Annotated in this window: 16 protein-coding genes and 1 tRNA gene; 12 read left to right on the forward strand and 5 right to left on the reverse strand. The window is 50.4% G+C overall.

The features are described from left to right. Positions 1-25: 25 nt before the first annotated feature. Both AB1757_03380 and rnr read right to left on the reverse strand, forming a co-directional pair. The gene (locus AB1757_03380) at positions 26-955 is read right to left on the reverse strand and encodes a hypothetical protein (GenBank protein ID MEW6126082.1); all 930 of its coding nucleotides are present in this window, start codon (positions 953-955) and stop codon (positions 26-28) included. 581 nt (positions 956-1,536) lie between these two features. Continuing rightward, the gene (gene rnr / locus AB1757_03385; GenBank protein MEW6126083.1) at positions 1,537-3,747 is read right to left on the reverse strand and encodes a ribonuclease R; all 2,211 of its coding nucleotides are present in this window, start codon (positions 3,745-3,747) and stop codon (positions 1,537-1,539) included. Positions 3,748-3,889: 142 nt separating this feature from the next. On the opposite strand from rnr, the gene AB1757_03390 reads away from it, so the two are divergent. Continuing rightward, positions 3,890-4,771, forward strand: a complete 882-nt coding sequence (locus AB1757_03390; GenBank protein ID MEW6126084.1) for a hypothetical protein — start codon at positions 3,890-3,892, stop codon at positions 4,769-4,771. 330 nt (positions 4,772-5,101) lie between these two features. Continuing rightward, a tRNA-Leu gene (locus AB1757_03395) sits at positions 5,102-5,183 on the forward strand. Between the two features lie 39 nt (positions 5,184-5,222). Here AB1757_03395 and AB1757_03400 read toward each other — a convergent pair. Then, on the reverse strand, positions 5,223-6,434 hold the full coding sequence (locus AB1757_03400; GenBank protein MEW6126085.1) for an alpha/beta hydrolase: 1,212 nt from the start codon (positions 6,432-6,434) through the stop codon (positions 5,223-5,225). A gap of 247 nt (positions 6,435-6,681) precedes the next feature. Here AB1757_03400 and recJ point away from each other — a divergent pair, with 247 nt between their 5' ends. From recJ to AB1757_03445, 9 genes are all read left to right on the forward strand, one after another. Then, entirely contained in the window at positions 6,682-8,394 is a 1,713-nt protein-coding gene (gene recJ, locus AB1757_03405) for a single-stranded-DNA-specific exonuclease RecJ (protein ID MEW6126086.1), read from the forward strand. A 238-nt stretch (positions 8,395-8,632) separates the two neighbouring features. Then, on the forward strand, positions 8,633-10,489 hold the full coding sequence (locus AB1757_03410; GenBank protein MEW6126087.1) for a hypothetical protein: 1,857 nt from the start codon (positions 8,633-8,635) through the stop codon (positions 10,487-10,489). 199 nt (positions 10,490-10,688) lie between these two features. Then, positions 10,689-13,256 (forward strand): LPS export ABC transporter periplasmic protein LptC, encoded by a 2,568-nt coding sequence (lptC, locus tag AB1757_03415; GenBank protein MEW6126088.1) that lies wholly within the window; start codon positions 10,689-10,691, stop codon positions 13,254-13,256. Positions 13,257-13,704: 448 nt separating this feature from the next. Next, complete coding sequence (lptB, locus tag AB1757_03420; protein MEW6126089.1) at positions 13,705-14,427, forward strand: LPS export ABC transporter ATP-binding protein; 723 nt, start codon at positions 13,705-13,707, stop codon at positions 14,425-14,427. Between the two features lie 91 nt (positions 14,428-14,518). After that, positions 14,519-16,072 carry an RNA polymerase factor sigma-54 gene (gene rpoN, locus AB1757_03425; GenBank protein MEW6126090.1) on the forward strand — a complete coding sequence of 518 codons (1,554 nt, stop codon included), beginning with the start codon at positions 14,519-14,521 and terminating at the stop codon, positions 16,070-16,072. A gap of 136 nt (positions 16,073-16,208) precedes the next feature. Beyond that, complete coding sequence (gene raiA / locus AB1757_03430; GenBank protein MEW6126091.1) at positions 16,209-16,742, forward strand: ribosome-associated translation inhibitor RaiA; 534 nt, start codon at positions 16,209-16,211, stop codon at positions 16,740-16,742. 84 nt (positions 16,743-16,826) lie between these two features. Then, positions 16,827-17,702, forward strand: a complete 876-nt coding sequence (rapZ, locus tag AB1757_03435) for an RNase adapter RapZ (protein MEW6126092.1) — start codon at positions 16,827-16,829, stop codon at positions 17,700-17,702. Positions 17,703-17,867: 165 nt separating this feature from the next. Then, complete coding sequence (locus tag AB1757_03440; protein ID MEW6126093.1) at positions 17,868-18,275, forward strand: PTS sugar transporter subunit IIA; 408 nt, start codon at positions 17,868-17,870, stop codon at positions 18,273-18,275. A gap of 77 nt (positions 18,276-18,352) precedes the next feature. Further along, entirely contained in the window at positions 18,353-19,408 is a 1,056-nt protein-coding gene (locus AB1757_03445; GenBank protein MEW6126094.1) for an ABC transporter ATP-binding protein, read from the forward strand. A 78-nt stretch (positions 19,409-19,486) separates the two neighbouring features. Here the strand turns inward: AB1757_03445 and guaB are convergent, their stop codons facing one another. Both guaB and AB1757_03455 read right to left on the reverse strand, forming a co-directional pair. Next, a complete protein-coding gene (gene guaB / locus AB1757_03450; protein MEW6126095.1) occupies positions 19,487-20,950 on the reverse strand; it encodes an IMP dehydrogenase in 1,464 nt (487 codons plus the stop codon). A gap of 202 nt (positions 20,951-21,152) precedes the next feature. Then, entirely contained in the window at positions 21,153-21,794 is a 642-nt protein-coding gene (locus AB1757_03455; protein ID MEW6126096.1) for an MXAN_5187 C-terminal domain-containing protein, read from the reverse strand. A gap of 85 nt (positions 21,795-21,879) precedes the next feature. On the opposite strand from AB1757_03455, the gene selA reads away from it, so the two are divergent. Beyond that, positions 21,880-23,337: an L-seryl-tRNA(Sec) selenium transferase gene (gene selA, locus AB1757_03460; GenBank protein ID MEW6126097.1), complete on the forward strand. Its 1,458-nt coding sequence runs from the start codon at positions 21,880-21,882 to the stop codon at positions 23,335-23,337. The last annotated feature ends 15 nt before the right edge of the window (positions 23,338-23,352 follow it).

The following is a 23,352-nucleotide window of genomic DNA, read 5'->3' on the forward strand; positions in this document are numbered from 1 at the left end:
AAATTTGTCAGCCTCAATGAGCCGGTTAGTTGTTGCGTTCAACCCAATCGCCGATGTTGGCTTCCCCGACGGAACGGGTGATGACACAGGTGGCTGAACCTTTTTCAACTTTCAAAACAATCATTTCGCCTAAAACTTTTCGCGGAATTTCCGGGCGCTCGCGCACCACATCATTACGTTTAACGCGCGGCGCTTGATTGGAAAACGTGCCGCCGCGCCAGTGATCGCTTTGATAATCCCGGCTGCGCCATTGATCGATTTTATCCTGCGGATATTTGCCGACGTTTTCCCAATCATCAGTTATCGCGTGGTAAATCGTAAAGTAATCGCCAGTCTTCACGCCTTTGGTTTCGCCGACGTCAATGTAAACCACATCGCCGGTCGCGATATATTCGCGTCCGTGACGCGCTAAAACAATCTGCCCGCTTAAATCGCCCGATGATTCGCCATGCAAAGGCAGTGGTTCACCGGCGCGCGGTTCGGGCGCGAGTTGCTCTTCATATATTTTGAGCATATCGCCCATTTCAATCATTTCGCAGGACACTGTCACTTCAGCCGTAGAGGTTTTATCATTTACCTGAATCACCCGAATCATCCCCACTTCATGCACATAGGTTCCCATTTTGCGTTTTTTATTGAACGGATGTTTCATCTTGCCCACGGGGCGAATCACCGAATAGGTTTGTCCGGCGCGAACCCCTGCATTGCGTCCTTTATTCATGAAGACCACATCGCCCTGAGAGAATGAATTTTTGAAGTTCTCTTTTTCGCCGCCAATGATATAAACATCGGGCCACAGCGTCGATTCGCTGATGTAACCGGCGCAATACATATCCGAACGTTTGACCACCGAATCGGGATAGGCTTGGCCGCCGCGTTGCGCGTTGGTTGGATGTGACAAAGTCAGACAGAACAATGCCAGCAGCAAGATGATAGAACAGGCTGAAAGTTTCATAACCACTCCTCGAAATTTTTCTGGGGGAACATCAGGACAAAAGCGTAGGAGCAAATTTCCAAAAAACCTATGTCGGCAAGCTATCACTGTCTCTAAATCAAGTCAATAATTAATTCCCGAAGCCTGACTTTAGCGCGGCTTACCAAGCCCTTTATTGCGGTTGAATCAGGGGGATATTGGACAACGCGGTCAAAGACCGTTTGGTCAACAGCTTCAAAGTCCATCGGGTTTCTTGAAAGCGTGATGGGTTAGCGTTCGTTTTGAAGACAAAAAAATAACTGAAGGGAGACTCGGGAGAGTAACCCTTCAGTTTTCTGCGTCCCTCTAATGGTTGTGTCCCTCAACCATTAAAGAAGAGGAGGTTATTTGACAGCCACAATCCAAATTCCCTCATGGTTGCCGAGTTGCGCGCTACTATATCAAACGCCCTCTGGGTTGTGAACTACCCGTTTGAACAAAAGATAATAAAAGTGCGGCAGTTTTTTTAGAGGCAAATTTTGTTCGCTCTTTAAGAAATCACCTGTATTTTCAAGGCTTTTTCACCATTGGCTTAAAGCGATGCTTGAGGCTTTGGCGGACGTTTATCGTTTTTTGACCAGCGAAAAATCAATTAAATGACGGTCACGGTCTACCTTATCCACAGAGACGCGCACCAAATCGCCAAGTTGCAATTGCAAGCCGCTGCGTTTGGCTGTCAACCGGTGCCGACGCTCGTTATAAATGTAGGTGTCATCGGCGAGCGTCGTGATATGGACGAGACCTTCAACGAAGTAATCCTCCAACTCAACATAAAATCCGAAATCTTTAATCGAAGTGATGACCCCATTAAACTGGCTGCCGACGTGTTCAGCCATGAAATCGGCTTTGCGCCAATCCATCAATTCGCGTTCGGCATCGTCTGCGGCGCGTTCACGCAAACTGGATTGCTCGGCGATGCTTTCAAGCATTCGCCGGATTTCTATTTCACGCGCTTCCTCGAACACTTCGCGATCCATCTGTTTCAAGGCGCGTTTTTGTCCTAAATCAAGCACTTGCCAATCGGCTTCGTCGGCATTGCCCTTTTCGATAATCTCGCGCAACAGCCGGTGCACAATCAAATCCGGGTAGCGGCGAATCGGCGAAGTGAAATGGGTATAGGTTTTCATCGCCAAACCGAAATGCCCGGTATTTTTCGCGCTGTATTTGGCGCGCTGCATCGAACGCAACATCAGGTAAGAGAGCATACGCTCTTCGGGTTTGCCTTCGATTTCTCGCGCCAGATGTTGAAAGCCGCGCTGCGGCGTGTCGCCGTGCATGGAAAAGTTATGACCGAACGAAGCGGCGATTTCGGAAAACTCTTTGACCTTAGGCGGATTCGGCTCGTCGTGTATACGATAGACGCAGGGCACTGGGAGCTTTTCAAAATGCGTCGCCACCGTTTCATTCGCCATCAACATAAACTCCTCAATCAAACGGTGCGCGAGGTTGCGTTCAGCGCGCACGATGCCGCCAATCTGCCCTTCATCATTAAAAAAGAGTTCGGCTTCCGGCAAATCGAAATCAATCGCGCCCTGCGCTTCGCGCCGTTTAATTAAAACCAGCGCCAGGTCGCGCATTGCAAGAAGCATCTCTTTAATATGCGCGTATCGGTTGGCAGTTTCGCCTTCGGGGTTGGTGAGAATTTCATTAACTGCCGTATAGGTCATGCGTTCGCGGCTATGAATAATTGAAGGCGTGAGCCGGTAATCAACCACGCGACCTTTGCCATCGACTTCCATAATCGCGGACATGGTCAAGCGGTCAACGCGGGGTCTAAGCGAACAGACATCATTCGACAAGCGTTCGGGCAACATCGGAATGGCGCGTTCAGGAAAATAGACCGAGGTGCCGCGTCGGAATGCCTCTTCATCAAGCGGGCTGCCATCGCGAACGAAGTAACTGACATCGGCAATGTGCACGCCAAGCCGCATTCTGCCGTTCGCTAACACGTCGAGCGACACCGCATCATCGAAATCGCGCGCCGTTTCGCCATCAATGGTAATCGTCAACCAATGGCGCAAATCTTCACGACCGCTAAGTGTCGTTTCATTGATTGCATCATCTATATTTTCGGCTTCGCTTAATGCCGGTTGTGGAAAAACGAACGGCAGGTTGTGTTTGCGAATGATGATTTCGATATCGATGCCTTTGGTGGTTTCGTCGCCGAGCACTTCGATGATGCGACCCGCCGGGAGTTTATGGCTGGAAGGCACGCGGGTGATTTCGACATGGACGAATTCACCGTGACGCGCTTTGTGGGTATCGGCAGGGGCGATTTCAATGTCGTATAGCAAGCGGGTTTCAATCGGCGTGACGTAGCCGCCGTTGCCGGATTTGCTGAATTTGCCGACCACGGTTTTATTGGCGCGTTGCAACACAGTTTCAATCCAACCATCGCGCCCGCGCGCGCTTTGCCCGATGACACGGACAATGACCTTATCGCCGTGCATGGCTGAACCGATGCCTTTTTCGCTGATGAACAGGTCGCCGCGTTCGCGTTCGCGTTCATCATCGGGGGTGACAAAGGCGTAGCCGGTGCGTGTGCAACGCAAAGTGCCGATTAACACGGCGCTATTGGGTTTGCGAAAATAGCGACCCTTTTCGGCGGCGGCGAGTTTCAGGCGCACGAATTTTTCAAGGGTTTTATGAAGGGCGATTTTCTGCGCATCGCTGAGGTTGAGAACTTCAGCCATTTCATTTAAGCTGATGCTTCGCTCACGCGATTTCGGCAATGCCTGGAGGATTTTTTGCGGTGATAAATCCGTGGTATTCAAAATGGCTTGTCACTCCCTTTTAAATTCGAGATTGCCGGAATCCAAACTATCTGCGGTCTATCGTTGAACCCAGCCTTGCTAAACCTGCAAAATGATTGTGAAGTGAAGAAGATTCAGATTCAAATCAAACGAGAGGAAGTTTATGAAAAGTTTTATGCTGCTGGCGATGCTGTTGCTCATCGTAGTTTCGGTTTCATCGAGGGATAAAAAGTTGCCATCAACGGTGGATGACATAGCCAATGCCGAACGCGCATTTGCCAAAACGTCGGTTGAAAAAGGAGTGCGCGATTCGTTTATCGAATTTTTTGCCGAAGACGGGATTAATTTCACGCCGCATCCGACAAAAACCAGAGAAAATCTCAGCAAACGTCCGCCGAATCGTTCGCCATTTACTTTGAATTGGCAACCCGTTTACGCAGACATTTCGCAAGCGGGCGATTTGGGCTTTACCACAGGCCCTTATACGCTCACCGACACGCGACCTAATCCGCAACCCACCGGGCACGGTTACTATTTTTCGTTTTGGCGCAAACAAGCCGATGCCAGTTGGAAAGTGGTGATTGATTGCGGTATTCAAACCCCCGAACCAAAAGCAACCAATTATGAATTCAAGCCCGCGCCGAAAACGGCTTTCAAAAAAATGAATGTGAATCCGCAAACCGAGCGCGAAGGATTGTTGAAAGCCGACCGTGAGTTCCTGCGTCTTGCAAGCAACCAGGGCACCAGCAAAGCCTTCATCGCTTATACAACGGACGATGCGCGCATTCACCGCAATGGGCGCATGCCGGTTGTCGGCAAAACCGAGATTCGCAAATTTCTTGCGGAGAAAACGTTGACCATGTCGGGTGAACCGATGTTTGCAGACGTTGCTATTACAGCCGATTTAGGCTACACCTACGGCAAGTTTGAATTGCGCGACCAGGAGCAAGTGACCAAAGGTTATTATGTGCGCGCCTGGAAACGCGATGCGAAAGGCGCGTGGAAAATCATCGTTGATATAATCAACGAATTGCCGAAAGAGTAGTCAGATGACGGCTCTTTCGAGCAATGGATAAACCCAAGCGGGAAGCACAGTGTTTATTCGCTTCATAAACGTGAATGGGCGACTGGCAGAAGTTTGAAATTTATCCTCGGATGAAAGGGATAAAGCGGATTGGGCGGATAAAGTTTGCATCCGTCTGATCCGCTTCATCCGCCCAATCCGAGGATAAATTTTCCAGCGATATATGCGCGATGGCTTTCATTGAAAGCGACTTGAAAACCGAACCCACCGCTGTTCAACGAAAAATGAATTGACACATTTTGCGCGGGCTGAGTAGTATAAGTTTTCTTTGATCATTGACTTTCAGAATATGCCGAAGTGGTGAAATTGGTATACACGTACGTCTCAGAAGCGTATGGGGAGACCCGTGCGGGTTCGAGTCCCGCCTTCGGCATTCCGTTTTTATCCTTTCACAACACCCCGCATCGCATCCTCAAGACCTGGTAAACAGCAATTCATTCGATTTGCTGCCATCGGGATTCTGTACTTGAAGCATGACGGTTTGCCCGACGGCGATTTTCTTGCCGCCTTTTTTAGCTATCAAAATCGTACTCGGATTTTGCCCGTCGTTGATGGTCGCTTGCGCTTCGCCGTTTAAAAGAATCACTGCCCCGTTGGCAAACCCTTCTCCGTGAACGAAGAGTTTCTTTTTGCCGGCTTCGGCACTGGTGATTTTCAAAGTTTGCGGCGAGGCAACGGTTTTTAGATACTGGTCGAGAAAATCCTGAATCTGTTGTTGACTATCGGCGCTCGTAAATTCCGCGCCGCCATGTCCAGCGCCTTGCAGATAGGTCAAGGTCGCCGTTACCCCTGCGGCTTTCAACAGGTCAGTAAGTTCCTGGCTTTGCAGAGGCGGCACCAGACAATCGCTTGTTCCATGCATAATCAGAAACGGCGGGTCGTCAGCCGTGACATAAGTTGTAGGGCTGGCGCGTTCGGCTTTGTCCGGGCAACTCTGAATGGCGCATCCGACCAGCAGAGATTCGGGCGAAATCGCCGCATCATGGTCAATGACGCTGCACGGCAGTGCTTGACTTGCCATCGTGCGCAGGTGTGTCGGGCCATACCAATCAACGACGGCTTGCACACGACTGGATTGTTGCAGGTTGCCGCCAACGGCTCCTTCAAGGTCTGCGACATTGCCCGAAGTTCCCAGCAATGCGACCAGATGACCGCCCGCCGAACTTCCCCATACGCCGACGCGATTGGGGTCAATCCGGTATTGCGCGGCGTTGGCGCGCAACCAGCGAATCGCCGCTTTACAATCTTCTATCTGTGCCGGAAAAATCGCTTCGTGACTCAACCGGTAATTGATGCTTGCCACCACGTAGCCGCGCGCCGTTTGCTGCACTTGCAGACTGCTGCTGCCCAGAGATTTATCTCCGCCAACCCAACCCCCTCCATGTATCCAGACAAGCAAGGGAAACGGGCCTTGCCCGCTTGCCGGCAGATACAAATCAAGCAGCAAGGATTTGCTGCCAACTCGTGCATATTCGATATTGCGCATCACTGCTGGCTGCGATTGCGCATTTACTGCCTCTTGAGAAAAAAATCCGGTTGTTATGATCAATCCGACCAGGACTGCGATAATCACCATCCGCATCAGGCGACGCTGCAAACCGGACTTGCTGCTACTGTTTTGCATAAGAACTCCCTTGTAGAAAAACTTGCAGGTAACGGAGAGTGCAAGTTTAAGACGAAGCAAAGCATAAAAAAGTCGGAAGCGCATTAAAAAATTGCCTGGGTTCGGCAATCAACGTTGAGGGTTAGGTGAACCTTTGAACTTGTGCTATCTTATCAATCGTTGAAGACACCGACTTGGGGCACCAATAAAAGGTTTCAGATGGGTGACTGCTCAATAACCGCTGAAAACGCAATCAGAAATTTTACGAATGCCAAAAAAATCGCAAAAAAAACGGTGGATTTATAAGCCTTATGATAAGCGCATCGCTTTGCTGTTATCGCGCGGGTTACCGGTTTCCGAAATGACCGGCGCATTGCTTGCGACTCGTGGCATAAACGATATTGAAACCGCGGAAAGATTTTTTAACCCCCGACTCGAAAACCTGCACGACCCGTTTTTGATGTGCGGCATGCGCGACGCCGTCGAACGAATATTATTAGCCGTCGAGCGCCGGGAAAAAATCATGATTTACGGCGATTACGATGTGGACGGCACAACATCGACGGTCATCTTGAAAAAAGCTCTGCAACTGATCGGCGCAGATGTTTCCTATTACATTCCCGAACGTTTGAAAGATGGTTACGGTCTGCGCGAAGACGCAATGGATATGGCGCACGCGCGCGGCGTGCATTTAATCGTCAGTGTCGATACAGGCATTCGCGCCCAACAGGTTGTTGAATACGCCAAGACCTTGGGTTTGGATGTCATCATCACCGACCATCATTTGCCCGAAGAAGGATTACCGCAGGCGCACGCCGTTTTAAATCCCAAACGCACGGATTGTAATTACCCGGAAAAAAATCTCGCGGGCGTCGGTGTGGCGTTCAAACTCGCGCAGGCGTTACTGACGAAAACCAATCAAGCCCATTACATCGAATCGTTCGTTAAAATTGCTGCCATCGGCACGATTGCCGACATTGTGCCGCTCACGGGCGAAAACCGCATCATCGCCAAATATGGACTGCTCGGATTGCGCCATCCGAGAAATTTCGGGCTGCGCGCGCTGCTTGAAGTTGCGGGTGTCTCGCAGGCAAAGCCGCTATCGGGTTCCGATATTGGCTTTAGAATCGGGCCGCGCATCAATGCTGTTGGTCGAATGGCGGGCGCAAGCATGGCTGTGGATTTATTTGACGCGCCCGATTTGCAAACTGCAACCCAGATGGCAAATGCCATGAATGTGCAAAATGCCGCGCGCCAACAAATCGAAGCCGACACCCTCGCGCAGGTGCTTGAACAGATTGAAAGCGATAAAGAACTGAGCAATTCTTACGTGGCGGTGGTCGCAGGCGAAGGCTGGCATCGCGGGGTCATCGGCATCGTCGCGTCAAAAGTCGTCGATAGACTTTACCGCCCGACGATTATCATTTCCGTCGAAGACGGACTCGGACATGGCAGCGGGCGTTCGATTCCGGCGTTTCATTTACTCGCAGGACTGGAGAGTTGCGCCGATGTGTTTGAGAAATTCGGCGGGCATTCGCACGCGGCAGGAGTGACCATTCGCGCCGATAAAATCGCCGATTTACGCAGACGTCTGGATGCCCATGCGCGCGGCGTTCTCAAACAGGAAGATTTGATTCCGATTGTCGAGATTGACTGTGAACTTTCCTTCAAACAGGCGACGCTCGAAACCCTCGAAGAAATCCGTCGCCTTGAGCCATTCGGCGCGGGCAATCCCGAACCGGTCTTTGCCACCACAGGCGCGCAGGTCGTCTCTCCGCCGCGCATCATGAAAGACAAGCATCTCAAGTTGCGGCTCCTGCACGCGGGACGCTGGCTCGATGCCGTGTGCTGGGGCGGAGCCGAGTTAGCGAATGAAGTTTTTGCAGGCGACATCGTCAACATTGCTTATACGCTTTCCGAAAATACCTACAACGGCAACACCTCTGCGCAACTGGTTTTGAAAGATTTGAAATTGCAATAATTCGGGAAACTTTTATTAATTTTTTCTTACCTTATTGACGCGCCAGAAATCGCTGGATATGATTGGCGCGCTTCATTAGCTAACAAATTTCCCTTTCAATAGGTTCAGGCTTAATTTTTTGCGGGTTTACCTCAGAAATCATCCTGCTTGCAAAAATGTTTGCAGGCGAGATTCGGTTAATCGTGGGAGCCGATTTATGAAATCAAACTTCTTTAATTTCTACAGAATTTATCTGTCAATGATAGGTCTCATTTGGTTTTTTGCCATTGCGCCTGCGGTGTTCGGGCAGGCGCAGGAGCAAGAACCCAATAATAGTTGTCAAACGGCACAAAATTTCGGAAGTATCGGTTTGCCGTTCGTGGTTTCCGGTGGATTAACTTCTACAGTGCAAAATCCCGATGTGGATTTCTTTCGTTTCACGGCTGCGCCCAATACCAAAATTCTTGTTGACCTCGAAGGTCAATCAACCGGCAGAGGGACTTTGCCCGATCCATTTTTAGGGCTGTTCAATTCCAGTTGCACGTTGTTGGCAACCAATGATGATGGCGGTTATTACCACAATGCCCGATTGGATTTTACGGTTCCGGCAGATGGGGTTTTCATTTTGGGCGTGTCGAGATGTTGCGATGCTGATTTTGCCGGCGGCGGCATCGGAACTTATATGTTGACGATTGCCCAATTCGTGGATGCGCGGCTCATCAGCGGTGGCATCGTTGATGCGGCGACCGGTGCGCCGCTAACCGGTCAAAATTACCCTTATGCGCGCGCGGAATTATATCGTTGCAGCAACGGGCAATGTAACGAAAATGTTGCCACCGCAGGCACTGATAGCAACGGGAGATTTAAATTTGACCGGATTTACTATAGCAATCCCATTCCTGCGGGAACCTATCAGATTGCTTATTCCGCGCAACTATACAATTCAGGACAATCGGCAATTTTTACGATAGCGCCGGGAGAAGCGAAAGAGTTAGGTAATTTTTCTTTGACGCAGGTTCCGCTGGCGGATTCGATTGGTGGCAGGTTGCTCGATTCCGAAACCGGTGCGCCACTTCCGGGAAATAGTTTTCCTTTTGCTCGCGTCGAATTGCGGCGTTGTAATAATGGCCAGTGTTATGAAGGCGTCGATTCGCAATCCACTGATAATCTGGGACGCTTTCGGTTTGAGCACGATTATTCGGGAAGACCGTTGCCAACCGGAACCTATCAAGCCTTCTTTTATGCCAATCTTTATCAACCGAGTCAATCCGCAATGTTCACGGTCGGGCAAGGGGAGAATAAGAACCTCGGAGATAACAACCTGGTTGCCTTGCCGCTTGCTGGCTCAATCAGCGCCCGCTTGGTTGATGCCAACAATGGACAAGGATTGCCCGGTAATATGCCGCCTTATGCTTATGCGCAACTCAATCGCTGTAATATATACGGCTGTTATCAAACGGTTGCCTATCGCAACCCTGATAGCTTAGGACGGATTCAATTTGATAGAGATTACTCAGGTAATCCGTTGCTTGCAGGACAGTATCAGATTTCCATTTCGGCGCAATACTATCGGCAGACACGGTCGGAAATATTTGAAGTTCCGGAAGGACAAAATAAAAATCTGGGTGATATACGAGTTCCGCCATTGCCCGTTAGATTTTCCAATATTCAACAATGTTCAAGCATTCCATCGGGAGGCGGAAGCTGTACGTTTTCGGTTAACCTCACCAATGGATTGCCATCTACCCTCTTTGCAAAAGGCTGGATATTGGTGAGCACTTACGGAAGCGGATTGAATAATCTGTTTCAATTGCCTGCCATTCAAATCATCAGTATTCCAACGGGAGCGACCAAACCAATGCAGTTTCGCCTGGATGTGCCGGATTCAGTTCCCGATAACTCTGTGATGTGTCCTTCACTTTACGTCGGACAGGCGTCTTCGTTAGACCCGCGCAACGATAAGAATGCCTCATTCTTTAATTTGCTCGGACAGACCAATCTGTTTTGTATCGTGAAAAGACAGGGGACGTACAATGTTTTGACCGTAGACGAATCGCGTACGCTGTTGCGTTCGTTGACTCCGCAACCCAGCCCGGACAATCAGCCCAAAAAATGAAACAGAAAATCAACCCTTGATGTGAAATCGTGCAATGGCGGTTTGTATGAGTTAAGCCGGTGAATTGGAAATAGGTTCGATGAACTCATATAAACCGCCATTGCGGCGATTAACGAATTGCGCCTGACGCTTTCTTTGCGCCCAAAACAGCTAAGCCTGAACTGGCAAACTGTCCGGTCTATGTGTGACAATTTTTGCCGTGAACAAAATCAGACTGGTATCGGTTGGAAAAGTTATTGCCCTGGTGGTCTTCATTACCGTAGCAGTGGCGCTTGGCGTCTATTTCGTCAAAAAACGCAAACCGCTTGACCTGCCAGCGACGCCGAAAATTCTCGAAGGCGAAATTGTTGCGGTCTTCAACAACACACGCTACGCGCACGAAGTCGGCGGCAAGGTGCGTTTCGTACTCACCGCCGAAGTTGACAAAGCCTACACCAACGGCGCGCACGAACTTGAAAAAGTGAAGCTCGAATCGTTCGGCAACGAGGGCACACGCAATGATACGGTGACGGCTGACCGCGCCGAAGTCAGTGATACCGCAAACCTCAACGCCCTCGAAGCCAAATTTATTTCCAATGTCGTCGTGATCACCAGCGAAGGCGCGACGATCAAGACTCAGTACCTGCATTACGACCACGAAAAGAGCGTGATTGATACGCCGGAGTTGGTTGAATTCGACAGCGATAAAGTTTCCGGCACGACGATGGGTGCGATGATTGAAGTCAATGATGAGCGCGTGCATTTGCTGAAAGATGTTGATCTGACGATTAAACCGACGGCTGAAACCGGTAAAACCAACGCCGATAAATCTGCAAGTGCGAAACCTGAAACGACCGAAAGCGATGCCGAACGCGCCGCCCGTAAAGCCGCAAAACGCGCCCGCAAACTCGAACGCAAACGCCAGGCGGCGCTTGCCGCGGCGAAATCGCCGAATAAAAACGCGCCTGCTAAAAATCAAAATCAGTCACCGACCGATAATCAATTGTTAGCCGCGCGCAATGCCAAATTGCCGATTCGCATTCGCGCGGTTTCGGGTCTTTTGGAACGCCAAGACCATCGCGTCGCTTTCAATGACAAGGTCATCGTCACCCAGGGCGCAGATGAAATGCGCGCCAACACCATGCTCGGACTGTTGAGCGATGATAATAAAATCGAACGCATCGAAGCGCGTGGCAATGCCTATTTGAAACAATCTGAAAAAGCCGAAATCAAATCTTCGGATATGGATTTCTTTTTTGCCGAACAACGCTTGATTCGCGCGACGGCTACGGGTAGCGCCTTCGCGCGCACCCTCAGCGGTGAACCTGTGAAAGAAGCCCGCGCCGCCAAATTCGACGCGACCTTTATGCCGGGTGCCAAAGACAGTACGATTGATTCGTTGCAGGCGACGGGCGATGCGACATTGCAGGTTTTTGCGACAGGTTCGTCCACGGTTGATCGCGAACTTCGCGCCGCCGAAATCAATGTCGCTTTTTTGGAAGGCGCGATGAATACGGCGTTGGCAACCGGCGGCGCTGTGTTACAGGTTCACGCGCCCAAACCGAAAGATGAAAAAGCCAACCCGACCGAGCGCGAATTGACTGCGAGTCAAGTTACCGCTTCATTTTATCCGGGCGGTAAAAATCTGGCGTTTGCCGAAGCGACGGAAAACGCCGTAATGAAAGTGACGCCGGTGCGTGCCGAAAAAGGCGCGGATAAAAAGACGATTCGCGCGCCGCAGATGACCGCAGAGTTTTTTGAAAGTAATAATCGCTTGAAAAATTTCAAAGCCACCAACGGTGTGAAGGTCGAAATTGAAGCCACGGTTGAAAACGCCCATCCATTGCGCACGACGACCAGTCGAACGCTCACAGCCGATTTCATCGAAGAGACCCAGGATGTGCAGACGCTTGTGCAGCAGGGCGATTTCAAATATAACGAAGGCGACCGCAACGGCACGGCGGAAACCGCAACTTACAACGGGCAAATCGAGATGCTTTATCTGCGCGGCAAACGTCCGATGGTCTGGGACGCCGAAGCCCGCACCCAGGCTAACGAAATTGATTACGACCGCAGCAAAGATGAAACCCATGCGCGCGGCGATGTGCGCACGACCTATTACAGTCGCGAAACGGCGGGTGACGCCACCCCTTTCAAAAATACCAAGTCGCCGGTCTTTATGACGGCTGAAAAAGCTGATGCGCGCAACTCGGAAGGCTATGCCATTTACACGGGCAATGCGCGGGGCTGGCAAGATAACAATTTTGTCAAAGCCGACCGCATCGAACTTTTTCAAAATGATAAAAAGATGATTGCCACCAGTCGGGTTGAAAGCGCGCTTTATAATGCGAAGAAAAATAATGACGCCAATCAACAGGAGGTGGTTCCGGGTTTTGCGACCGCCGACAAAATGATTTATTCGGATAAAGAGCGCCTCGTTCATTATGAGGGTTCCGTGAAAGCGCGACAGGGCACGGACAATATCGAAGCCGCGGTGGTGGATGTTCATTTAATGCAGGAAAGCAATGAAGTCGAAAAGATGATTGCCGAAGGCGCGGTTGTGTTGACCCAGCCCGGACGACGCGGAACCGGCGATAAAGCGATTTACACATCTGCGGATGGTCGCGCCATTTTAGTAGGAAAAAATGCCAGAGTTGAAGACGCCGAGAAGGGAACCACAACAGGCGGTCAATTGACTTTCTATAGTCGCGATGATAAGGTCGTTGTGGAGAATCAACAAGGGACAGGGCGCGTGAAAACGACTCATCGGCTAACCAAAAATAAATAAATTTTGTCAGCAGAAAGCAGTTGCAAAGGTGTCCGTGAGTAAATCACCAGCCAAAAAAAATAGACGCAGTAAATCCAACCCGACCGCCCCTAATATTAAGCGAAAGAGCGCGCCTGCGCGCTTGATTACGCCTTCGTCGGATTCGCTCATTACGACCCATTTATCTGAGGAAAATGCGGAAATTCAGGTGGGCGTGTCTGCGGCTACAGATGATTTTGAATCTCTTGCGGCATTACCGGTCAGCGTGAATTTATCTGATGCGTTGACGCCGGAAACTGCTGAACAACTTCTGAAACACCCTGTTGAAACAACTGTGAATTTGCAAGCCGAAATTAACCAAACCGAATATGCGCCAGTCGTCATCAATGAATTGGTCTTGTCGGAAATCAACGGCAAGCCTGTAGCGAACCGGCAAGTTGGCATCAGCGAAAGCGCCGGATTGCGAGCCTTGAGCGTACTCGGCGTTGAGCATTTGCGAAAATCCTATCGCAAACGCCCTGTGGTCAATGATGTTTCGCTTGAAATCGTACAGGGGGAAATTGTCGGACTGTTGGGTCCAAATGGCGCGGGCAAAACCACGATTTTTTATATGATAGTCGGGATCGAACGACCTGATGCCGGCAAGGTTTATCTCGATACCAAAGACATCTCGCGGTTGCCCATGTATTTGCGAGCGCGCAACGGCATCAGCTATTTGCCGCAGGAAGCCTCGGTGTTTCGCAAATTGTCGGTTGAAGAAAATATCTGGCTGGTCTTGCAAACCCTGCCGCTTACGAAAGCTGAGCGCGAACAACGGCTTGAAAGCCTGTTAAATGATTTTGATATTGCCCGCGTGCGTCACACCAAAGCGTATCAATTATCGGGTGGTGAACGGCGGCGCACAGAAATTGCGCGTTGTCTGGTGATTGAACCGCGATTTATTTTGCTTGATGAGCCGTTTGCCGGTATTGACCCGATAGCGGTGATTGATATACAAAAAATATTGAAAAGACTGCGCGAACGCGGCATCGGGGTTTTGATAACCGACCATAATGTCCGTGAGACTCTGGCAATTACCGACAGAGCGTATATAATCAACGAAGGGAAAATATTCAGAGCCGGAACACCGGATGCGCTGACGCGCGACAAAGAAGTGAAACAAGTTTATTTGGGAGAAAATTTCAGGATGTAAGAGTCAGTAGTCAGTAGTCAGTAGTCAGTTCTTAAAACCAAAAATTTACTGACCACCGACGACCGACGACCGACGACCGATTGGTAGCATTATGTCAGTTAGACCAAATCTTCAAACCAGCCTTTCGCAGAAATTGGTGCTCACGCCGCAGATGCGTCAACGTATCGAGCTACTGGCGATGACCAAGCTCGAAATGGCTGACATGATTACCACGGAAATCACCGCCAATCCTGTGCTCGAAGCCGTCGAACCGGGAGACGCGCCGGATACTTCGATGAACGAAGAGATCGCCTCAATCGATGCGACGATTGCCGATTATGCGGCACCTGAAACGCCCGTTCAAAGCACTGAAACCCGCGCGGCAGAATCCTTTGATACGGTTGAGCCTTCTGTCACTAATACCGCAACCGAGGCTTCACCTTTTGAGGGCGATACGGAACCTGACCGCGAACGCGATTCTTTTCAGGAAATCGATTTCGGCTCCACTTTTGAAGAATATCTCGATCCGGGTTACAAGACCCACGAATATGAAGCGCGCGAAGAGACCTCGTTTGAAAATATGCTGACCCGCCGCCAGTCGCTTTATGAACAATTGATGTGGCAATTGCATCTGGTGGAAGCGCCTAAAGAGGTGATTCGCGCCGGCGAAGCGATTATCGGCAACCTTGATGAAAACACCGGCTTTCTTGATGCCACGATTGCAGAGATTGCGGCGATGGGTCCGTGGTCAGAAGAGGTCGTGCAACAGGCTTTGCACATCATTCAGCGATTAGACCCGGTCGGTGTGGCGGCTGCTAATGTTCGCGAATCGTTAATGATTCAACTCGAATATTATGGATACGGCGAACGCCTGGCATATCGGATGGTGCGCGACCATTTTGAAAATTTGCAAACCCATAAACTGCCCGACCTCGCCAAGAACCTGGGGGTTTCAGTTGATCAGGTGCTCGCCGAAATGGCGATTATTAAAAAGCTCGACCCCAAACCCGGTCGCAAATATTCCGCCGAAGAAGCGCAACCCGTGGTTCCCGAAGTGACCATCGAAAAAGTCGGTGATGATTATGTCATCCGCTTTGAAGATGACGGGGTGCCGGGGTTGAGAATCAATCGCACCTACCGGCAGATGATGGAATCCAAAGACGCCTCGAAAGAGACCCGCGATTACATCAAAGAGCGTTTTCGTTCGGCAGTCGATTTACTGAAAAATATCGAACATCGACGGCAGACGATTTACCGCGTTTGCCAGTCAATCGTTGAACGTCAGCGCGAATTTCTCGACAAAGGCACAGAGCATATCAAGCCGATGATGCTCAAAGATATTGCCGAAGACATCGGTATGCACCTCAGCACCGTTTCGCGCGTTGTCAATCGCAAATATGTCAATACGCCGCAGGGCGTTTATGAACTGCGAAGGTTTTTTACCGAAGGCATGCGCTCGGATACCGGTGAAGATGTTTCGACGCGGGTGCTCAAATTGAAGATTAAAAAAATGATTGAGGAAGAAGATTCGCACAACCCGATTACCGACGACGAAATTGCCAAGCGCGTCGCCAAAGAAGGCGTCAAATTGAGCCGCCGCACGGTTGCCAAATATCGCGACCAGATGAATATTCCCGGCTCGCGCGAACGTCGGTCAATTGTCTGAGTTTTTCGTCTTTCCTTGTTCTTTGACCGCCTCTCAATCAGCGAGGAGTAAGCATGTTGCAGAATTGAGTTGTTGAAAATCGCTGCCTACTGCCTACTGCCTGCCATCTACTTCAAAGAAAGGAGCATATGCTGTTATGGAATTTGAATTCACAGGTCGTCATATTGAAGTAACTCCTGCAATTGAGAAACTGGCACAAAAAGAGTTGCAAAAACTTAATAAAGTTCTGGATTCCGCGCCCATGCGGACGCACATCATCCTGTCATCCGAAAAACATCGCAAACGCGCCGAGATTGTTATACGTTGGCGTGATACGGTCTTTACCGGGATTGCCGAAAATAACGATGTCAAGCAATCTATCATCCTCGCGGCAACCAAAGTTACAAAACAAATTTTCAAGGTCAAAGAAAAATTTCAGTCCGCAAAACGCAATCGTCAACCGGTTAAAGAAGTCGCCCCCGTGCCCGGTGGCATTATCGAAGCCGCACCACCTGCGCCACGCATCATTCCGGCGCGTCGCTATAAAGTGAAACCCATGACTCCCGAAGAGGCGGCTTTGCTGGTCGCCGATTCTGAAGATTTATTTATCGTCTTTCGCGATGCCGAAACCAACAAGGTCGGCGTCCTCTACAAACGCACAGATGGCAACTTCGGTTTGATTGAACCTTAACGCGGTAGCCAGTAGCCGGTAGCCGGTAGTCAGTCGTAATGGCGAATAACCGGCTTCCGACCACCGACTGCCGACTACTGATTTATGGCTGTTTCCGTTGTCATTATTACCGGGATGAGTGGCGCAGGGATGTCTTCTGCGCTCAAAGTGTTTGAAGATTTAGGCTATTTCGCGGTTGATAATCTTCCGGTGCAACTCATTCCCACATTCGTCCGCCTGTGTGATGAATCCATGGAAATCAACCGCACAGCTTTTGTCGTTGATGTGCGGTCGCGCGATTTGGTTAATCTCTTTCCGCAAATTCATCAGGAGTTACTCGCCAAAGACGTTGATGTCACGGTGGTGTTTCTGGAAGCCGATACTGATGTCTTGCTCAGGCGTTACAGCGAAACCCGCCGACCGCATCCGCTGCCGGAAGGCACGGTTTCTGCCGCAACCGAACAGGAGCGCGAAATGCTCGCGGAAATTCGCACTCTTGCCGATGTGATTATTGATACGTCGGAACATACCGTGCACACCTTGCGCGATGTCATCAAAGAGCGGTTTGCCGAAAAAGGTCAGGCAAAAGATTTGAGCGTCACCATCGCCTCATTCGGATTCCGCCACGGCATTCCGCGTAGTTCCGACATGATTTTCGATGTCCGGTTTTTGCCAAATCCGCATTTCATCCCTGAACTCAGAGCCTATACCGGGCGTGATGCGCCGGTGATTGAATATCTGGAAAACGAATCCGAAGTCGAAGAGGCGATTTATCGTTTCGTTGATTTACTGGCGTATCTATTGCCGCGTTATCAACGCGAAGGCAAAAGTTATTTGACCATTGGCATCGGTTGTACAGGCGGGCGGCATCGTTCGGTGATGATTGCTGAAGCTTTGCATAAACAATTGAATGCACGCGGTTATAAAACCCGTGTGATGCATCGCGATATTGATAAAGACCAGCAACGATATAAAGCATGAAAGGAGCTAGGATTCAGGATACAGGATACAGGATTCAGGGAGAAGAAACGATGAAGGCTGAACGATGAACAACTACAAAACGCTTTCGGTTCATCGTTCAGCCTTCCTACTTCATACTTTCCTTTCCCTGAATCCTGTATCCTGGCTCCTGTATCCTGAAAGCTGATGATTGGCGGAGTGATCGTAACCCACGGACAACTGGCTAACGAACTGGTGTTGGCTGCCGAAACCATCGTTGGCGAAATTCATCACATTAAAGCCGTGTCCATCGGCTGGCACGACGATGTAGACATTGCCCGCGAAGAAATCGAACGCGCCATCAATCAGGTCAATAGCGGCGCGGGCGTGTTGCTACTAACAGATGTTTTCGGCGGCACGCCGACCAATCTTGCCGCCAGTTTCCTCGATGATTTGCCGGTTGAAGTCGTCACCGGCGTCAATCTGCCGATGGTCATTAAACTCGCAACCCAGGACGCGGATTTAAAACTGAGCGACCTCGCGCATCTGGTGCGCGACGAGGGACAAAAGCAAATCTATTTAGCAAGCGACATCCTCTCCCCGCGAAAAAAATAAATGTAGTTGCCGATAGGTAAACAAATTTCATTATCTGCGACACGCCAAAGACGGTGCATTTTGTTAAAGACTCAAACATGAGCGAAACCGATAACTTGCAATCCCTGAGCAACAATCCGCAATCCGCAATCCGCAATCCGCAATTGAACGGTTCGCAATCCGCAAGTGAAGCGTCTGCTATTCTCGAAATCAAAAATCTGCGAGTCTACTTTCATACCGAAGATGGAATTTTAAAAGCCGTTGATGGGGTGAATCTGCAAATGCGCGCAGGTGAAACTTTGGGACTGGTTGGCGAATCGGGTTGCGGCAAATCGGTCACGGCATTTTCGATTCTGCAATTGCTGCCCGTGCCGCCCGCCAAATACGAAGGCGGCGAGATACGTTTTCAAGGCGAAAATTTACTCGCGAAAAATGAAAAAGAATTGCGACGGGTGCGCGGCAATCTGATTTCCATGATTTTTCAAGAGCCGATGTCGTCGCTCAATCCCATCATGTCCATCGGCAAACAAATCACCGAAGCCATCATTGAGCATCAGAAAACGTCGGAAGCTGAAGCGCGGCGCCTGGCGGTTGAAATGCTCAGGCGCGTCGGCATCCCTTCGCCGGAAACCCGATTTGATGAATACCCGCACCAGATGTCGGGCGGCATGAAACAGCGCGCCATGATCGCGATGGCATTGGTTTGTAAACCGCAATTGCTGATTGCCGATGAACCGACCACGGCGCTCGATGTGACGATTCAAGCGCAAATCCTTGAACTTTTAAGAGAACTGCAAGGCGAATTCAATATGGCGGTTTTGCTCATCACTCATGATTTGGGTGTGGTTGCCGAAACCTGTGATAATGTCGCGGTGATGTATGCGGGCAAGATTGTCGAATACGCCAGCGTCAATGATTTGTTCGAGCGCCCGAAACATCCGTACACACACGGACTGTTTCGTTCATTACCTTCGATAGCAGAAAAGAAAGCGACGCTTGACGTGATACCCGGCGCAGTGCCGAGTCCTTTGGATTTCCCCACCGGTTGTCGATTTCGCAATCGCTGTCCGCTGGCGCAAGATGAATGCAAAACCGAACCTGCGCTACGCGAACTCGCGCCGCAGCATGTCGTCGCCTGTCATTTCGCCGAATAAAATCTCATATGCTGCGACTCGTTAAACAAAAAGGCGGTCACTGACCGCCCCTGAATCCTGATTCCTAAATCCTGCTTTCTATTCAATCTGATAATTCGGCGCTTCTTTGGTGATGATGACATCATGGACGTGGCTTTCGCGAAGCCCGGCGTTGGTGACGCGAATGAATTGGGCGCGCTCTTTGAGTTCTTGAATAGTGCGACAACCGGTATAACCCATACCGGATTTTAAACCGCCGACCAGTTGTTGAATCATTGCCGATAGCGGTCCTTTGTAAGGCACACGCCCTTCGATGCCTTCGGGGACGAGCTTGGACATTTCGGTATCAGCCTGTCCGTAGCGGTCTTTGCTGCCTTCGCGCATCGCGCCAATCGAACCCATACCGCGATAGGATTTAAATGAACGCCCTTGATATAAAATAATTTCGCCGGGACTTTCATCGGTTCCGGCAAACAATGAACCAATCATGACAGTGTCTGCGCCTGCGGCAATCGCTTTGGCAATCTCACCGGAATATTTGATGCCGCCATCAGAGATAATCGGAACACCGGTTCCATGCGCGGCTCTCGAACATTCCATTACCGCAGTTACCTGCGGAATACCTGCGCCGCTGACGATTCGCGTTGTGCAGATACTACCACTGCCTTGCCCGACTTTAATGGCATCAACGCCTGCGAGAATCAAATCTTTCGTGCCTTCCGCAGTCGATACATTACCGGCTACCAAATCAACATCAGGGAATTGTCTTTTGATGGCTTTTACCGCGCTGATAACCCCTTCGGTGTGCCCGTGTGCGGTGTCAATCACCAAGGCGTCAACGCGGGCGCGAACCAGTTCCTGGGCGCGCTCGACAAAATCGCCGGTCGCGCCGATGGCTGCGGCGACCCGCAAACGTCCGAGATTATCTTTAGCGGCAAGCGGGTATTTGATAGCTTTTTGAATGTCTTTGACGGTGATTAAACCTTTGAGCTTTTGATTCTCGTCAACCACCAGGAGTTTTTCGACGCGATGTTGTTGCAGTTTGGCTTTGGCTTCAATCAGCGTGGTGCCAACCGGGACGGTGATGAGCGGCTCTTTGGTCATCACTTCGCTGATGGGTAAATCCGAACGGGTTTCAAAGCGCAAATCGCGGTTCGTCAGAATGCCTACGAGGTGACCGTTGGCTTCGACAATCGGCACGCCCGAAATGCGATAACGCTGCATCATTTCCATTGCCTCGGCAATTTTTCTGTCAGGCGTCATGGTTATCGGGTCAACAATCATGCCCGATTCGCTGCGTTTCACTTTATCGACTTCGTCGCGTTGCGCGTCGATGGACAGATTTTTGTGAACGACTCCGATGCCGCCTTGTTGAGCAATGGCAATCGCCAGATGCGATTCCGTAACCGTATCCATTGCGGCGGAGGTGATGGGAATATTGAGAGGAATATTGCGTGAGAATCGGGTTTCGGTTTCTGCCTGATTGGGAAGCACGCCACTGCGCGCCGGAACCAGGGAAACGTCGTCAAAGGTTAAAGCTTCAAGAATGTCACCAGCCAGCATCTTTAATTTACCTCGCGAAGCATCAATGGCTTGATGCAGTTTGAATTTGATGCTGGTCACTACCGTGCCAGCTATGGATGCTAACAGAGTGCTTCGCCGATTAGCAAACGGGATTGATTTGTCATTCGCCGAATTATACGAAAAAGCCTGTAAAATCGGGCTTTTTTTATTATCGAGGTGGGGATGAGGAAGTTCGTTTGGCTTAATCGCGGTTATGTGGATGGGTAAGCGCCCCGGTGGTCAAGCGACCGACTTTACGCTCCGGCGCTTTCGACGGGTCTTTGACGGCGCGCGCCGTAAATTTCACTTTGCCGTTTTCGACCACGACAATGAAATCGACGGCTTCGGTTTTCAAGGTCTGTTTAATCTGGTCTGAGCGCGTGAAGATAAAATTCTGGAAGGTGTCAAATTTCAAACCATTGATGCGCTCACCACATTCGCGTTTAGCCGCCAGCAGATAATCATAAAGTTCGCTGACTTTTTCAGGTTCGCGTTTCGGGTCGCGACAACGAATCGCGACGTTGATGGATTTGACTGCCGCGACCGCTTCGACAGTTGGCAAAACGCCATTTTCTTCGCGCTTCTGTTGCTGACGCCGCCACAATTCGCGCATCACATTGTAGCGGGCGACCAGGTTGTTATAACGAAACCGCTGACCGAATGACATGCCCTTCAAATCGAAGATGCGTTTAATCATGGCTTCGACGCGACCTTTGGTATCCATCGGTGGTTTAGCCGTGCCGCCATTGAAAAAAATATCATACTCAACTTTCAAACGACGGATTTCAGTTTCCAATCGGTCAAGGTCCTGGTCAATCGGATTGATGGGCTTTTGTGGTTCCATTTAATAAAATTTCGTCAGAGGCTTAGATAATTTGGGGGTTATGCTAGAATCTAAGATAGCCGCTTGGGCGTGTCAATAATAATCCATGTCGAACGAATTACTGAGAGCGTTGCCATCTATCGAAAAATTGCTCGCAAGTTCTGCGGCAGTGAAACTCTCTGCAACCTTGAGCCGCGACCGCGTTCGTGATTTGTTGCGTGAAATCGTCGACGAATTGCGCGAACAACTGGTTCAGGATTCAGGATTCAGGATTCAGGATTCAGGAAAGGGAAGCCCGGAGTCTGGCGTCGATTTAGAAGCAGAGATTACGCAAAGGCTTGAGAGCAAAGCGAGGGTTGTGATGCAACCTTCGCTCAGGCGCGTGATAAACGCAACCGGGGTGATTATTCATACCAACTTGGGACGCGCGCCGCTTGCCCGAGAGGCGATTGCCGCAATTGCAGACGCCGCTTCGCATTATGCAAATCTCGAATACGATTTGCTTGCGGGCAGACGCGGCAAACGCGAAATGCATTGTCAGCAGTTGCTGGCGCGACTCGTTGGCAGCGAGGACGCGATTGTCGCCAACAATTGCGCGGCGGCGGTGCTGCTGGTATTAAACACCCTTGCCGAAGGCGGCGAAGTGATTGTTTCGCGTGGCGAGTTGATTGAAATCGGCGGCAGTTTTCGTATTCCCGAAGTGATGGAAAAAAGCGGCGCAAAACTTCGCGAAGTCGGCACCACCAATCGCACACGCATCAGCGATTATGCAAGTGCCATTAACGAACATACGCGGTTGATTTTACGTGTGCATCCGTCGAATTATCGCGTTATTGGATTTACTGAACGCCCGACGCTGGCAGAAATCGCCGAATTATCAGAACGCGCAGGCATCCCGGTATTTGAAGATTTGGGTTCAGGATGTTTGATTGACCTTGCGCCTTACGGCGTCAAAGATGAGCCGGTGGTGAATGAATCTTTCAAAGCTGGGATTTCGGTTGCGGCATTTAGCGGCGATAAAATGTTAGGCGGGCCGCAAGCCGGTATCATTGCCGGAACCCGCGCGATTATTGAACGGGTGAGAAAGAATCCATTAATGCGCGCCTTGCGGGTTGACAAGATGACTTATGCGGCGCTTGAAGCGACTTTGAGAATTTATGAACGCGGCGCTGCTACTCGCGATGTGCCGGTGATTCGCGCGATGGCAATGAACGAAAATGAAATTGCCGGACGCGCCGAAGCATTTTGTCAGCGGTTGATTGCCGCAACCGGCAAGCGTTTGCACATCGCGCTCGAACGCGGCGCATCGGTAATTGGTGGCGGTTCGGCTCCCGAAGTGAAATTGTCCACGGTGCTGGTGACCATTCAATCAGCAGAATTATCTGCGGCAACCATTGAAACGCAGTTGAGAAATCAACCGATTCCGATTGTTGCACGAACTGAACGTGACCGCGTGGTGATTGATTTACGAACCGTCGCGCCAGATGAAGAGGCGATGATTATTGAGTCATTGATGGGGCTCGCGCAACCTACCCAGCCAGGCGCGGCATCAGTAGAAACATAGGACAGAAGTCTTGCT

This window comes from Acidobacteriota bacterium, assembly GCA_040754075.1.
Lineage (GTDB): Bacteria > Acidobacteriota > Blastocatellia > UBA7656 > UBA7656 > JBFMDH01.